The 13577-nt window shown below is 59.6% G+C and carries 13 protein-coding genes; 9 read left to right on the top strand and 4 right to left on the bottom strand.

Going from position 1 to position 13577, the window contains the following annotated elements; all coding sequences use genetic code 11:
* Positions 1–2: 2 nt before the first annotated feature.
* The 9 genes from ACQZ45_RS00335 (at position 3) to ACQZ45_RS00375 (ending at position 10422) form a co-directional block, all read left to right on the top strand.
* Positions 3–1559, top strand: a complete 1557-nt coding sequence (locus ACQZ45_RS00335) for an ABC transporter ATP-binding protein (protein ID WP_003515765.1) — start codon at positions 3–5, stop codon at positions 1557–1559.
* On the top strand, positions 1549–2640 hold the full coding sequence (locus tag ACQZ45_RS00340) for an ABC transporter permease (RefSeq protein WP_065687273.1): 1092 nt from the start codon (positions 1549–1551) through the stop codon (positions 2638–2640). The genes ACQZ45_RS00335 and ACQZ45_RS00340 overlap by 11 nt, the downstream gene beginning before the upstream one ends.
* Positions 2640–3560, top strand: a complete 921-nt coding sequence (locus ACQZ45_RS00345) for an ABC transporter permease (RefSeq protein ID WP_019566110.1) — start codon at positions 2640–2642, stop codon at positions 3558–3560. The genes ACQZ45_RS00340 and ACQZ45_RS00345 overlap by 1 nt, the downstream gene beginning before the upstream one ends.
* Positions 3561–3597: 37 nt before the next feature.
* Positions 3598–4671: a BMP family ABC transporter substrate-binding protein gene (locus ACQZ45_RS00350; RefSeq protein ID WP_003515759.1), complete on the top strand. Its 1074-nt coding sequence runs from the start codon at positions 3598–3600 to the stop codon at positions 4669–4671.
* Positions 4672–4903: 232 nt separating this feature from the next.
* Positions 4904–5641 carry a FadR/GntR family transcriptional regulator gene (locus tag ACQZ45_RS00355; RefSeq protein WP_003515757.1) on the top strand — a complete coding sequence of 246 codons (738 nt, stop codon included), beginning with the start codon at positions 4904–4906 and terminating at the stop codon, positions 5639–5641.
* A 206-nt stretch (positions 5642–5847) separates the two neighbouring features.
* Positions 5848–7209 (top strand): bifunctional UDP-N-acetylglucosamine diphosphorylase/glucosamine-1-phosphate N-acetyltransferase GlmU, encoded by a 1362-nt coding sequence (glmU, locus tag ACQZ45_RS00360; RefSeq protein ID WP_003515755.1) that lies wholly within the window; start codon positions 5848–5850, stop codon positions 7207–7209.
* Positions 7210–7413: 204 nt separating this feature from the next.
* On the top strand, positions 7414–9240 hold the full coding sequence (gene glmS, locus ACQZ45_RS00365; RefSeq protein WP_003515753.1) for a glutamine--fructose-6-phosphate transaminase (isomerizing): 1827 nt from the start codon (positions 7414–7416) through the stop codon (positions 9238–9240).
* Positions 9237–9740, top strand: a complete 504-nt coding sequence (locus ACQZ45_RS00370; protein ID WP_113292271.1) for a GNAT family N-acetyltransferase — start codon at positions 9237–9239, stop codon at positions 9738–9740. The genes glmS and ACQZ45_RS00370 overlap by 4 nt, the downstream gene beginning before the upstream one ends.
* Positions 9741–9753: 13 nt before the next feature.
* Positions 9754–10422 carry a DUF502 domain-containing protein gene (locus tag ACQZ45_RS00375; RefSeq protein WP_003515749.1) on the top strand — a complete coding sequence of 223 codons (669 nt, stop codon included), beginning with the start codon at positions 9754–9756 and terminating at the stop codon, positions 10420–10422.
* A 3-nt stretch (positions 10423–10425) separates the two neighbouring features.
* Here the strand turns inward: ACQZ45_RS00375 and ACQZ45_RS00380 are convergent, their stop codons facing one another.
* From ACQZ45_RS00380 to recG, 4 genes are read right to left on the bottom strand one after another with little or no spacing between them, the layout of a single operon-like run.
* Entirely contained in the window at positions 10426–10809 is a 384-nt protein-coding gene (locus ACQZ45_RS00380) for a type II toxin-antitoxin system VapC family toxin (RefSeq protein WP_035198363.1), read from the bottom strand.
* On the bottom strand, positions 10806–11063 hold the full coding sequence (locus ACQZ45_RS00385; RefSeq protein ID WP_080798339.1) for a type II toxin-antitoxin system Phd/YefM family antitoxin: 258 nt from the start codon (positions 11061–11063) through the stop codon (positions 10806–10808). Before ACQZ45_RS00385 ends, ACQZ45_RS00380 begins: the two co-directional genes overlap by 4 nt.
* 54 nt (positions 11064–11117) lie before the next feature.
* A complete protein-coding gene (locus tag ACQZ45_RS00390; RefSeq protein ID WP_003515743.1) occupies positions 11118–11390 on the bottom strand; it encodes a hypothetical protein in 273 nt (90 codons plus the stop codon).
* 12 nt (positions 11391–11402) lie between these two features.
* Complete coding sequence (gene recG / locus ACQZ45_RS00395) at positions 11403–13508, bottom strand: ATP-dependent DNA helicase RecG (protein ID WP_113292270.1); 2106 nt, start codon at positions 13506–13508, stop codon at positions 11403–11405.
* Positions 13509–13577 lie beyond the last annotated feature (69 nt).

The following is a 13577-nucleotide window of genomic DNA, read 5'->3' on the forward strand; positions in this document are numbered from 1 at the left end:
CTATGGCGCCGGAGGCCGTGCCTCTCCTGTCCGTTCGCAAGCTGACCAAGCTGTTCGGCAATTTCGCCGCATGCAACGGCATCGACCTCGATATAGCGCCGGGCGAAATCCACGCGCTTCTGGGTGAAAACGGCGCGGGCAAGTCCACGCTCGTCAAGATGCTGTTCGGCGTGCTCTCGCCGAGCGAGGGTGATATCGTCTGGCAGGGTCAGCCGGTTTCCATAGGTTCGCCAAGCGAGGCACGCAGGCTCGGCATCGGCATGGTGTTCCAGCATTTCTCCCTGTTTGAGGCGTTGACGGTTGCTGAAAACATCGCCCTGTCGCTGGACCCGAAAATTTCATTGAAGGAAATCGCCAAGGAAGCGGAACAGCTTTCGCGCGCCTATGGCCTGCCTCTCGATCCCAATGCGCATGTCGCCGATCTTTCGGTTGGCGAGCGCCAGCGTATCGAGATCGTGCGCGCCCTGTTGCAGAACCCGCGCCTTATCATTCTCGACGAGCCGACCTCGGTTTTGACACCGCAGGAGGCGGACAAGCTGTTCGAGACGCTGGCGAAGCTGAAGGCCGAAGGCCGTTCGGTGCTTTATATCAGCCACCGGCTGGAAGAGGTGCAGCGTATCTGCGACCGCGCCACCGTTCTGCGCCATGGCAAGGTTACGGGCGCCTGCGATCCGCGCAAGGAAACACCGGCATCTCTGGCGCGCATGATGGTAGGCAGCGATGTCGCAAGCGTTTCGCGACCGACGGGCGATGCCCTCGGTCAACCGCAGATCGAAGTCATGGGGCTTTCCGTTGCGCCACGCACGCCCTTTGCCGTGGCGTTGAAAGCGGTTTCCATGACTGTGCGCGCCGGCGAAGTGCTGGCGATTGCCGGGGTTGCCGGAAACGGGCAGGGCGAGTTGTTCGATGCGCTTTCGGGCGAATATCCCGTCTATAATAATGATGCGATCCATCTCCGCGGCAAGCCGGTCGGCCGCATCGGCATCAATGGCCGGCGGCTGATGGGCGCCGGTTTCGTACCCGAGGAGCGCCATGGCCATGCCGCCGTTCCCGGCATGAGCCTTTCCGACAATCTTCTGCTGGCGCGGGCGCGCTCCGACCGCAAGGCGTTTCTGACGGGCGGTTTCCTGCGCATCGTCAGGGGCTCAGCTATCAAGGCGGCGGCGCGGCGCATATCGGAAACCATGGATGTGCGCAAAAGCGGGGCCGATCCGCTGGCGGGATCGCTGTCGGGCGGCAATCTGCAAAAATTCATCGTCGGACGCGAACTCGATCGTCAACCGGCCGTGCTTGTTGTCAACCAGCCGACATGGGGTGTGGATGCGGGGGCGGCGAGCCGTATCCGGCAGGCGCTTGTCGATCTCGCCAAAGCCGGCTCTGCCGTCATCGTCATCAGCCAGGACCTAGATGAAATCTTCGAGGTCGCCACCAATATCGCGGTCATTTCCGATGGGCAGCTTTCGCAGGCCTATCCGGTGGAAGACATGACGCTTGAAAAGATCGGCCTGCTGATGGGCGGCGTCCACACACAGTCAGGAGCCGCCCAGCATGCGCATTGAGCTTGAAAAACGGGCAGGGATCTCGAAGCTATTTACCCTTCTCTCGCCGCTTCTGGCACTGGTGCTGACGCTGCTCGTCGGCGCCATCATGTTCGCCATACTCGGTAAAAATCCGCTTGATGCGCTTTACGCCTTTTTCATCGAGCCACTGCTGGAGGTCTGGTCGCTGCATGAGCTGGCGATCAAGGCCGCACCGCTGATCCTGATCGCGGTTGGCCTGTCTATCTGTTATCGCTCCAACAACTGGAACATCGGCGCGGAAGGACAATTCACCATCGGCGCGATCACCGGTTCCATCCTGCCGGTGCTTTATCCGGATTGGCATTCGCCACTCATCCTGCCGTTGATGCTGGTTATGGGCGCCATCGGCGGCGCACTCTATGCCGGTATTCCGGCGCTGTTGAAGACGAAGTTCAACACCAACGAAATCCTCGTCAGCCTGATGCTGGTCTATGTCGCGCAGCTTTTTCTCGACTGGCTGACGCGCGGCATCTGGCGCGATCCGGGCGGCTATAACTTCCCGCAGACGAAACCCTTCAACGAGAGCGCAGTGCTGCCGGAAATGCTGGCATCGGGCCGGGCGCATTGGGGTTTCGTGTTTGCCATCGTGGCGGCCATCGCGCTGTGGTTCATGATGCGTTACATGCTGAAAGGCTTCGAGGTCACGGTTCTTGGCCAATCGGCGCGGGCAGGGCGTTTTGCCGGTTTCTCATCGAGCCGCATGGTCTGGTTTTCGATGCTGCTTTCCGGCGCGCTTGCCGGGCTTGCGGGCATTTCGGAAGCCTCCGGCTCCATCGGTCATCTTCAGCCCAGCATTTCTCCGGGTTACGGCTTCACCGCCATCATCGTCGCCTTTCTCGGCCGCCTCAATCCGCTCGGTATCATCCTCTCCGGGCTGGTGCTTGCACTGACCTATCTGGGTGGTGAGGCGGCGCAGCTTTCCATCGGTGTGTCTGACAAGGTTACGCGTGTGTTTCAGGGGTTGATGCTGTTCTTCGTACTCTCCTGCGATACATTGATCTTCTACCGCATCAGGATCGTCTTCACCGGCAAGGCGCATAACAGCCAAGGAGCGGCATGATGGATATGCTTCAGGCCATCCTTCTCACGGTCATCACTGCCGCCACACCGCTCGTCCTTGCCGCCTCGGGCGAGCTGGTGGCGGAACGCTCCGGCGTCCTCAATCTCGGCGTCGAGGGCATGATGATCATGGGTGCGGTCTGCGCTTTCGCTGCCGCGCATATGACCGGTTCGCCCTATCTCGGCATTCTGGCCGGTATCGCGTCGGGCGCGGTTTTCTCGCTGCTCTTCGGTTTCCTGACTTTGACGCTCGTTACCAACCAGGTGGCGACCGGCCTTGCGCTGACCATTCTCGGTCTTGGCGTTTCCGGCATGCTGGGCGAAAGCTTCGTTGGCCTGCCGGGCGTCAAGCTGCAGCCCATCGTCTTTCCAGTGCTGTCGGAGATACCCTTCATCGGCCCCTTGCTGTTCCGGCAAGACCTGATCTTCTACATGTCCATCGCGCTCGTTGCCGGCATAAGCTGGTTTCTGTTCAAGAGCCGCACGGGTCTCAAGATCCGCGCCATCGGCGACAATCACGGTTCTGCCCATGCGCTTGGCATCAACGTCATCCGCACACGCTATCTGGCTGTCATGTTCGGCGGTGCGTGCGCGGGGCTTGCCGGCGCGCAGCTTTCGCTGGTCTATACGCCGCAATGGGTGGAAAACATGTCGGCCGGTCGTGGCTGGATTGCACTGGCGCTCGTCGTCTTCGCGTCCTGGCGTCCATGGCGGGTGCTCGCGGGCGGTTATCTGTTCGGCGCTGTCACCATCGGGCAGTTGCACGCCCAGGCATTCGGCATTGGCGTGCCGTCGCAACTGCTTTCGGCGCTGCCCTATATCGCAACTATTGTCGTGCTGGTCATCATCTCGCATAATCGCCGCACGACCTTGATCAACACGCCGGCATCACTGGGCAAATCCTTCGTGCCGGACCGGTGAGAAAAACTTCCAGTCTCCAAACCAAACAGGGGTAAAAATGAAAAAACTGGTCATCGCACTTGCTGCTTCCATAGCGGCTCTTGGAGGCGTCGTTTCTTCGGCTGAGGCCGCCGACGCAAAGAAGGTCTGCTTCATCTATGTCGGCAGCCGCACCGATGGCGGCTGGACGCAGGCGCACGAAATCGGTCGCGAAGAGCTGCAGAAGCATTTCGGCGACAAGATCGAAACGCCGTTCCTCGAAAGCGTTCCGGAAGGCCCGGATGCCGAACGCGCCATCGAGCGCATGGCACGTTCCGGCTGTGAGCTGGTCTTCACCACTTCCTTCGGCTTCATGGATGCGACCGTTAAGGTTGCCCAGAAGTTCCCCAAGGTGAAGTTCGAGCACGCCACCGGCTTCAAGACCGCCGAAAACGTCGCGACCTACAATTCGCGTTTCTATGAAGGCCGCTACATTCAGGGCCAGATCGCCGCAAAGATGTCGAAGAAGGGTGTTGCCGGCTATATCGCTTCCTTCCCGATCCCGGAAGTGGTGATGGGCATCGACGCTTTCGTTCTGGGCGCGCAGTCCGTCAATCCTGAGTTCAAGGTCAAGGTTGTCTGGGCCAACACCTGGTTTGACCCCGGCAAGGAAGCCGATGCCGCCAAGGCGCTTATCGACCAAGGCGTCGATATCCTGACGCAGCACACCGACACGACGGCTCCGATGCAGGTTGCAGCCGAGCGCGGCATCAAGGCCTTCGGTCAGGCTTCCGATATGATCAAGGCCGGTCCGGAGACACAGCTGACCGCGATCAAGGACACCTGGGGCGCTTATTACATCAAGCGCACGCAGGCCCTGCTTGACGGCACGTGGAAGTCCGAATCCATCTGGGACGGCCTGAAGGACGGCATCCTGACCATGGCGCCTTACACCAACATGCCTGATGACGTGAAGAAGATGGCTGAGGAAACCGAAGCCAAGATCAAGTCGGGCGAGTTGCACCCCTTTACCGGTCCGGTGAAGAAGCAGGACGGTTCGGAATGGCTGAAGGCGGGTGAGAAGGCTGAAGACGGCGTTCTGCTCGGCCTCAACTTCTACGTTGCCGGCGTGGACGACAAGTTGCCGCAATAATGTGACACGCAGGTACTAGCTGCTAACGGGACCGCGCATGCAATTCATGCGCGGTCTTTGTTATTTTGATGTGTTTTATTGTTCGAACGAAGTTTGGCTTTGCTTTTCACGCGCGTTGATGTTTTTCACTGTATTCTGCGTTGAAAATCGGGCTGCTTTCCTGGATTACACAAGTCAGGCGCGATTTTTACATCTTCAACCGAACGGAAGGACATGGAATTTGCAGCGCGGAATGCTCGATGCGGCGATCGGTTTTCGAAAGTTGCGGACAAATCATGCTCAGGTCGTTCACAAGCTCGGTCTCGATATCGTGTCCGGAGTTTTCAAGACGGGTGACATCCTGCCGGGCGATGCCGAGCTGATGGAGCGGCTGAAAGTCTCTCGAACGGTGCTTCGCGAGGCGATGAAGACGCTCACCGCCAAGGGCATGATCTCCCCCAAGGCGCGCATCGGTACCCGTGTGACGGAGCGCGAAAGCTGGAACATGTTCGACAGCGAGGTGCTGCTCTGGCACTTCGAGGCAGGTGTCAGCGAGGAATTCCTGCTGCATCTCTACGATATCCGCCAGGCGTTCGAACCCTATGGCGCGGGTCTTGCTGCCGCCAGGGCAAAAGACGCCGATATCGCAAGGCTTGTCGCTTACGCCAACGAGATGGGCAACACGGCTTATTCCAAGGAAAAGCGCGCGCTTGCGGATATGAATTTCCACGTTCTCATCACCGAAATGTCCGGCAACCCGTTCATGCGCACCGTCGGTTCGCTGATAAAGGCGGCGCTGGCGGGCATTTTCCGGATGAGCAACCCGGAAGCCGATCCCAACGAGATTTCCGACGTGTCTGCCTCTCACCTGCGACTCGTCGAAGCGTTTCGCCTGCGTGATGAGGGGGCAGCCCGGCGCGAGATGGAAAGGCTGATTGAAAACGGCCGTCAGCAGATACTCGAATTCACGGCCCGTAACTCCCGCCCATAGATCATGCCAGCCTGCCGCTGATCACGTTTGATGAAAATCGGCGTGGAAATTTGGTGGAGATTTGCATGGTTTCTTAAGTGGGGCGCCGTTATAGCAGTGCCGGAAAGAAATCACCCATACGCCCGTCCGCAGTGCCGGCTGGCGTAAAGTCAAACATTGCCCCTGTCCGGGCCGCCTGTGGCCGGTGACGGGGTGTTGGAGGTCTTATGGAGCGCAGCTCTCTAGCCGTTATTCTCGCAGCGGGCGACAGCACGCGCATGAAGTCTTCGAAGTCCAAGGTGCTTCATCCGGTCGCTGGACGCCCGATGATCGGGCATGTGGTGGAGGCTGTTGCTGGAGCGGGCGTCGGCGCGGTGGCGCTGGTGGTCGGGCGCGATGCCGACAATGTCGCTGCTGCGGCAAGTCTCAAGGGCCTGCAGGTCGAGGCTTTCCTGCAAAAGGAACGCAAGGGCACTGGTCATGCGGTTCTTGCCGCACGCGAGGCGATCGAACGCGGTTTTGACGATGTCATCGTCGCTTATGGCGATGTGCCGCTCATCACCTCAGCCACGCTCGACAGGGCGCGCGAGGCGATTGCCGACGGTGCCGATGTCGCCGTTATCGGGTTCCATACCGACCGTCCCACGGGTTATGGGCGGCTTCTGGTCGAGAATGGCGAGCTGGTCGCGATCCGAGAGGAAAAGGACGCCACCGACGAGGAGCGCAAGGTCACCTGGTGCAACAGCGGATTGATGGCCATCAACGGCCGCAATGCGCTGGATCTGCTGGATCGGATCGGCAACAGCAATGTGAAGGGCGAATATTATCTGACTGACATCGTCGAGATCGCCCGTTCTCTCGGCCGCCGCGCCATTGCCATCGATGCGCCGGAAAAGGAATTGACCGGCTGCAACAACCGCGCCGAACTCGCCTTCATCGAGAGGCTCTGGCAGGAGCGCCGCCGTCACGAATTGATGGTCGACGGCGTTTCGATGATCGCGCCTGAGACAGTATTCCTTTCCTTCGATACGAAGATCGGTCAGGATGTCCTGATCGAGCCCAACGTCGTTTTCGGTCCCGGCGTGACGATCGAGCCGGGTGCGATCATTCATGCATTTTCGCATCTGGAAGGGGCCTATCTGGCCGAGGGTGCGGTTGTCGGTCCCTTTGCGCGGTTGCGTCCGGGTGCAAACCTGCATGCCAATGCCAAGGTCGGCAATTTCTGTGAGGTCAAGAAGGCCGAGATCGGCGAGGGCGCAAAGGTCAACCATTTGACCTATATCGGCGATGCTTTCGTGGGTGCGGGCAGCAATATCGGCGCGGGTGCCATCACCTGCAATTATGACGGTTACAACAAGTCCGAAACGCGGATCGGAGCCAACAGCTTCATCGGCTCGAATTCGTCGCTGGTTGCTCCCGTCTCCATTGGAGAGCGGGCCTATATCGCCTCCGGCAGCGTGATTACCGATGACGTGCCTGCCGATGCGCTGGCTTTCGGGCGCGCGCGCCAGGAGGTGAAACCGGGCAGGGCGGTCGCCTTGCGCGAGCGGGCGAAAGCGCTGAAGGAAGCGAAGAAAAAATCCTCTTAGATGACGTTACCGAGCGATACTGAAAGTGACCGGCGGGATAATTGCCGATTTCAGAGAAACGGTTAAAGCATTTCCAGTGAAGGTGCGCAGCGGTTTTACGTCCGGAAATGCATCAGAACAAAAAGGTGGTGTATTTTCGCATTTCAGGGAAAGGCGGAAATACTCTGGAAGTTTCGGTGAAGAGATCGCCGTCTGGAGAAATATATGTGCGGAATTGTCGGAATTGTCGGAACGCAGCCCGTTGCTGAACGGCTTGTCGATGCGCTGAAGCGCCTCGAATATCGCGGTTACGATTCGGCGGGTGTCGCTACCATCGACAATGGCGCGATGGACCGTCGCCGGGCGGAAGGCAAGCTGTTCAATCTGGAAAAGCTGGTCTCTGAAAAGCCGCTGCCAGGTGTCGTGGGCATCGCGCATACGCGCTGGGCGACGCACGGCGTGCCAAACGAAACCAACGCCCACCCGCATTTCGTCGAAGGCGTTGCCGTCGTTCATAACGGCATCATCGAAAACTTCTCCGAATTGCGCGAGGAACTGAGCGCCGAGGGTGCAACCTTCACCACCCAGACCGACACCGAAGTGGTGGCGCAGCTTCTGGCAAAATACACCCGCGAAGGGCTTGGCCATCGCGAGGCGATGCTGAAGATGCTGAACCACGTGACCGGTGCCTATGCGCTGGTGGTGATGTTTCAGGACGATCCCAATACGCTGCTTTCGGCGCGCTCCGGCCCGCCGCTTGCCGTCGGTTACGGCAGGGGCGAGATGTTCCTGGGGTCCGACGCGATCGCGCTTTCGCCTTTCACCAATGAGATCACCTATCTGGTGGATGGCGACTGCGCCATCGTGACCCGTGACGGTGCGGAAATCATCGATTTCTCCGGCAAGCCGGTGAAACGCGAGCGCCAGATTTCGCAGGCGACGGCTTTCGTGGTCGACAAGGGCAACCACCGCCATTTCATGGAAAAGGAAATCTATGAGCAGCCGGAAGTCATTTCCCATGCGCTTAGCCACTATGTGGATTTCGCCTCCAAAACCGTGAAGGATGCCGATAAGGCAATCGATTTCGCCAGGCTTTCCGGCCTTGCCATTTCCGCCTGCGGCACGGCCTATCTTTCCGGCCTGATCGGCAAATACTGGTTCGAACGTTACGCGCGCCTGCCGGTGGAAATCGATGTCGCATCGGAATTCCGTTACCGCGAGATACCGCTCGTTCCCACGCAGGCCGCACTGTTCATTTCGCAATCGGGCGAAACCGCCGATACGCTGGCGGCCTTGCGATATTGCCAGCAAGAGGGACTGAAGATCGGCGCAGTGGTCAATACACGTGAATCGACCATGGCGCGCGAATCGGATGCGATCTTTCCGATCCTCGCCGGCCCGGAAATCGGTGTGGCCTCCACCAAGGCCTTCACCTGCCAGCTTGCCGTGCTCGCTTCGCTCGCGGTTGCCGCGGGCAAGGCGCGCGGTACGCTTAAGCCGGGCGAGGAAAAGGAGCTTGTGCAGCAGCTTATCGAGATGCCGCGCATCATGAGCAAGGTGCTGAACCTCATCCAGCCGCAGATCGAGGCGCTCTCGCGCGATCTGTCGCGCTTCAAGGATGTACTTTATCTCGGCCGCGGCACCAGCTTCCCGCTGGCGCTGGAAGGCGCACTGAAGCTCAAGGAAATTTCATATATCCATGCCGAAGGTTATGCAGCCGGCGAGCTGAAGCATGGGCCAATCGCACTGATCGACGAGAACATGCCTGTTATCGTCATTGCGCCGCATGACCGCTTTTTTGAAAAGACCGTTTCGAACATGCAGGAAGTGGCCGCGCGCGGCGGCCGCATCATCTTCATCACCGACGAGAAGGGCGCCGCTGCGTCCAAGCTCGACACCATGGCGACGATCACGTTGCCCAATGTCGACGAGCTGATCGCGCCGATGGTCTTCTCGCTGCCGATCCAGCTGCTGGCCTATCACACCGCCGTCTTCATGGGCACGGATGTGGACCAGCCACGCAATCTGGCGAAATCGGTGACGGTGGAATGATCATCCGGCCGGAGCGGCAAGGTGATGAAGAGGCGATTGCTCGCGTTACGGAAGATGCCTTCCGTAACGTCGATTACAGCGACAAGACGGAACATGTGATCATCGAACGGCTTCGCAAGGCCGGTGCGCTGACTGTTTCTCTGGTTACCGAGGACAGCGAAGGCATCATCGGCCATATCGGTTTTTCACCGGTAACACTGTCGGGCGGCGAGACCGGCTGGTTCTGTCTTGCGCCCTTATCGGTGGCGCCGGACCGGCAAAGGCAGGGTGTTGGCTCAGGGCTGGTTCGGGAAGGGCTTGCCGCGCTGGACCGTCTGAGTGCTTCTGGCGCAGTTGTCGCTGGCGACCCGGACTATTACGGCCGCTTCGGTTTTCGCCATGTTGAGGGCCTGAGCGGCAAGGGGATTCCTGACGAATATTTCACAGTTCTTCGCTTGCATGGCGGAACTCCATCCGGCATTGTCGGTTTTCATCCGGGTTTCGATAGCGACAACGCTTAATTCCGAACGGTAAATGACCGATATTCCAGTCAAAATTTCATTCGCAGCCCGTCTGCGCAACAGCTTCCTCACGGGCGTCCTCATCCTTGCGCCCGTCACCATCACCATGTGGCTCGTATGGAGCTTCCTGCAATGGGCGGATAGCTGGGTTAAGCCCTATATTCCCGCCCGTTACGATCCCGAGCAATATTTCGATGTGGCGATCCCCGGCTTCGGCCTGCTGATCGCCGTCATCGGCATCACACTCATCGGCTTTCTCGGCAACAACCTCATTGGCAAATGGATCGTCGGCGTCGGCGAATCCGTTCTCAACCGCATGCCTTTGGTGCGGCCGATCTACAAGAGCATCAAGCAGCTGTTCGAATCCGTCCTGAAAGAGCATTCGAACTCTTTCAAGAAGGTCGGCCTGATCGAGTTTCCGTCACCCGGCACCTGGGCGATGGTATTCGTATCCTCGGAGGTCAAGGGAGAGCTTGCCCATCGCTTCAACGAGATGGGCCAGGAGATGGTTGCCGTCTTCCTGCCACCGACTCCGGTGCCGACGGCGGGTTTCCTGCTGTTCGTGCCGAAGGACAAGATCGTGATGCTGGACATGACACCGGAAGACGCGGCGAAACTGCTGATTTCAGGTGGACTGGTGGCTCCGGATTTCACGCCGCCGAAAATGATTGCGCCGGTTTGAGCGTTACAGGAGGCCGCTGATATCTGTTTGCGAAAAGTCGTTGCCGACATAAAGCAAAGGGCAGCCTTCAGCTTTTGCCAGCTCATAGGCAAAGCAGTCTCCGAAATTCAGCCCGGCGGGGTGGATACCCTTTCCCCAGATGCGATAGGCTTCCGAAATGCCACGGATTGATTTAGCAGTAACGGGCTTGATTTCGACGCTCAGCCCTTCGATCAGCATCTCGAGTTCCCGGCTGCGGCCACGTCTTTGCGCTACGATAACAGCTTCGGCAAGCGTACCGGCGGATATCAGCAATGGTTCATCCGTATCGAGAGCCATGGCACATGCATCTGCTGTGGGTTCATCAAGCAGGATTGCAAGCAGAGCAGATGTATCGATGACCATCATTTTGGAAGGCCGTGCTCGTCATAAAGGAAATCCTGACTATGCGCGGCATCCGGGCCCTCGTCGCTCTTGGTCGCGACGGCCGCGCGCACTTTATCAAGCACGGCCCTGCGGGATTTTTTATCCGCCACAACAACCACTGGAACCAGCCGCACTGCTGCATGACCATGCCGGGTGAGAATGATTTCGTCCCCGGCCTCGGCGCGTCGTACCAATTCTGTCAGTTGGCCTTTTGCATCAGTTACGGATATCTGCATGGCTAACCTTAAGCGTTAAATCTCGCTTTAGATTAGTCTATTGAATGGACCAAATCAATCCTCGTCATCGAGATCATCCACCTCTGTTCCCGTCGTGGTCGCATGGAACACGGGGACGAAAAGCCGCATGTAGACCAGCCGCACGCTCCAGCCCTGTTCCAGTGCCTCTGTCCATGCCTTCTTGCGGCCTGGCTTTTTGAAGGCCTTGCCGATCGCTTTCTTCTGGCTTTTGGCGAAGGTGTCGGGTTGCAGGATGTTTTGCGGCGAGCAGAGCGCGTAGCCCTTTCTGAAGGCGGGCGGTGGGCGGCGTGGGTCGATCATGTTCATGGCGGTTCACTTTCAGCCGGCGTGCAGGAAGCGGATAGCTTCGTCGCGGCGGTGCAGATAGAGCAGGGTGCGCAGGCTTTCGCCGCGCGGGCCGGTCAGTTCGGGGTCGCGCTCGATGACATAGGCGGCGTCCTTGCGGGCGATTTCCAGGAGATCGGCATGGGCTTCGAGGCTGGCGATGCGGAAGCCCGGGGTTCCGGACTGGCGGGTGCCGAGGAGTTCGCCTTCGCCGCGCAGCTTCAAATCCTCTTCGGCAATCAGGAAGCCGTCCTCGCTGTCGCGCAGGATGGAAAGTCGGGCGCGGCCGTTTTCGCTGAGCGGCCCCTTGTAGAGCAGGATGCAGGTGGAGGCCTCGTCACCGCGTCCAACCCGGCCACGCAGCTGGTGAAGCTGGGCCAGGCCGAAACGTTCGGCATGTTCGATGACCATGATCGTGGCGTCCGGAACGTCGACACCCACTTCCACCACTGTCGTTGCCACCAGCAGCCGGGTTTCGCCGTTCTTGAAAGCCAGCATGGCGGCGTCTTTTTCCGGGCCGCTCATGCGCCCATGGATGAGACCGATATTGGCACCGAGCATCTGCGAGAGAACCGCATGTCGTTCTTCCGCCGACATCAGGTCGGACTCTTCCGTCTCCTCCACCAGCGGGCAGATCCAGTAGGCCTTCTTGCCTTCCTTCAGCGCGGCGCGCAGCCGCTCGACGATATCGCCGATGCGCTCTGTGGGGATTGTCACGGTCTGGATGGGTTTTCGGCCAGCCGGTTTTTCGGTGAGTTTTGATACATCCATGTCCCCGAAGGCGGCCAGCACCAGCGTGCGCGGAATGGGCGTGGCGGTCATAACAAGCATATGCGGCGTGATGCCCTTGGCGGTGAGACGCAGGCGCTGGTGTACGCCGAAACGGTGCTGCTCATCCACCACGGCCAGCACGAGGTTCTTGTAACTCACGCTGTCCTGGAACAGCGCGTGGGTGCCGATGACGATCTGTGCCTCACCGGAGGCCACGCGTTCTTCGATCTCGCGACGATCCTTGCCCTTGGTGCGGCCTGTCAGCACCTCAACCGTAATGCCCGCGGCATTGGCGAGTTTGGAGATGGTGGCGAAATGCTGCCGGGCAAGAATTTCGGTCGGGGCCATCAACACCGCCTGTCCGCCGGCCTCGACGGCGGTTGCCATAGCCATCAGCGCCACCAGCGTCTTGCCCGCGCCGACATCGCCCTGTAACAGCCGCAACATACGGTCCTCGCTGGCCATATCGGTCAGGATATCTTTCACCGAGGCATTCTGGCTCGGCGTCAGGGAGAAGGGCAGTTGCGACAGGATTTTTGCAGCAATGTCCCCCTTGGCGCGGATCGGCTGGCCCGCGACCTTGCGCAGTCTTTGCCGCACTAGCGCCAGTGACAGCTGCCCGGCCAGGAATTCGTCGTAGGCGAGCCGTCTGCGTGCCGGGGCCTGAGGATCGATATCGGCGCTGTCGCGCGGATCGTGCAACTCACGGAAGCTCGATGCCACGTCGCCGAACCCCTGCCGGGTCTTCAGCGTTTCGTCGATCCATTCGGGAAAGACCGGCAGTTTCGAAAGTCCGCCTTCAATTGCCCGCCGCAGCACCTTCGGAGACAGCCCGGCTGTCATCGGATAAACGGCTTCGACCAGCGGCAGGTTCTCGGCCTCGGAGAGCTTCACCATGAAATCCGGATGCACCATGGAGGCGCGGCCGTTGAACCAGTCCACCTTGCCGCTGACGAGAACCTCTTCATCGACGGGCAAGGCCTTGGAAAGCCAGTCTCCCTTGGCGCGGAAGAAGGTCAGCGCCAGTTCCCCGGTCTCGTCATGCAGGAAAACACGGTAGGGCGCGGAACGATTGCCTGGTGGAGCTGGCTGATGCCGGTCGACACGTCCCTGGATGGTGACAATGGCGCCGGGAGCGGCAAGCGCGATGCCGGGGCGGTTGCGCCGGTCGATGACGTTTGATGGTGCGTGGAACAGAAGATCGATCACGCGGGTGTCGTCGGCATTTTCCCGGCTCAGCAGTTTGGCCAGAAGGTCGGCAAGCTTCGGCCCCACACCGGCAAGGGTGGAGACGGAAGCAAATAGCGGATCGAGAATGGCGGGACGCATGCTCAGCAAAATCGGGGAAGGGGACGCGTTATGCAAGACGTGGCGCCCGACAAAGGCTGTTTATCACCG

Source organism: Agrobacterium sp. 16-2014-1-2a, assembly GCF_053522705.1.

What these genes read in the sequence shown, in the direction of transcription:
- ACQZ45_RS00385 (WP_080798339.1), bottom strand. Translation starts at nt 11,063, where the DNA reads ATGCAGATATCCGTAACTGATGCAAAAGGCCAACTGACAGAATTGGTA.
- ACQZ45_RS00355 (WP_003515757.1), top strand. Translation starts at nt 4,904, where the DNA reads ATGCTCGATGCGGCGATCGGTTTTCGAAAGTTGCGGACAAATCATGCT.
- ACQZ45_RS00335 (WP_003515765.1), top strand. Translation starts at nt 3, where the DNA reads ATGGCGCCGGAGGCCGTGCCTCTCCTGTCCGTTCGCAAGCTGACCAAG.
- ACQZ45_RS00340 (WP_065687273.1), top strand. Translation starts at nt 1,549, where the DNA reads ATGCGCATTGAGCTTGAAAAACGGGCAGGGATCTCGAAGCTATTTACC.
- ACQZ45_RS00350 (WP_003515759.1), top strand. Translation starts at nt 3,598, where the DNA reads ATGAAAAAACTGGTCATCGCACTTGCTGCTTCCATAGCGGCTCTTGGA.
- ACQZ45_RS00375 (WP_003515749.1), top strand. Translation starts at nt 9,754, where the DNA reads ATGACCGATATTCCAGTCAAAATTTCATTCGCAGCCCGTCTGCGCAAC.
- glmU (WP_003515755.1), top strand. Translation starts at nt 5,848, where the DNA reads ATGGAGCGCAGCTCTCTAGCCGTTATTCTCGCAGCGGGCGACAGCACG.
- ACQZ45_RS00345 (WP_019566110.1), top strand. Translation starts at nt 2,640, where the DNA reads ATGGATATGCTTCAGGCCATCCTTCTCACGGTCATCACTGCCGCCACA.
- ACQZ45_RS00390 (WP_003515743.1), bottom strand. Translation starts at nt 11,390, where the DNA reads ATGAACATGATCGACCCACGCCGCCCACCGCCCGCCTTCAGAAAGGGC.
- glmS (WP_003515753.1), top strand. Translation starts at nt 7,414, where the DNA reads ATGTGCGGAATTGTCGGAATTGTCGGAACGCAGCCCGTTGCTGAACGG.
- ACQZ45_RS00370 (WP_113292271.1), top strand. Translation starts at nt 9,237, where the DNA reads ATGATCATCCGGCCGGAGCGGCAAGGTGATGAAGAGGCGATTGCTCGC.
- recG (WP_113292270.1), bottom strand. Translation starts at nt 13,508, where the DNA reads ATGCGTCCCGCCATTCTCGATCCGCTATTTGCTTCCGTCTCCACCCTT.
- ACQZ45_RS00380 (WP_035198363.1), bottom strand. Translation starts at nt 10,809, where the DNA reads ATGATGGTCATCGATACATCTGCTCTGCTTGCAATCCTGCTTGATGAA.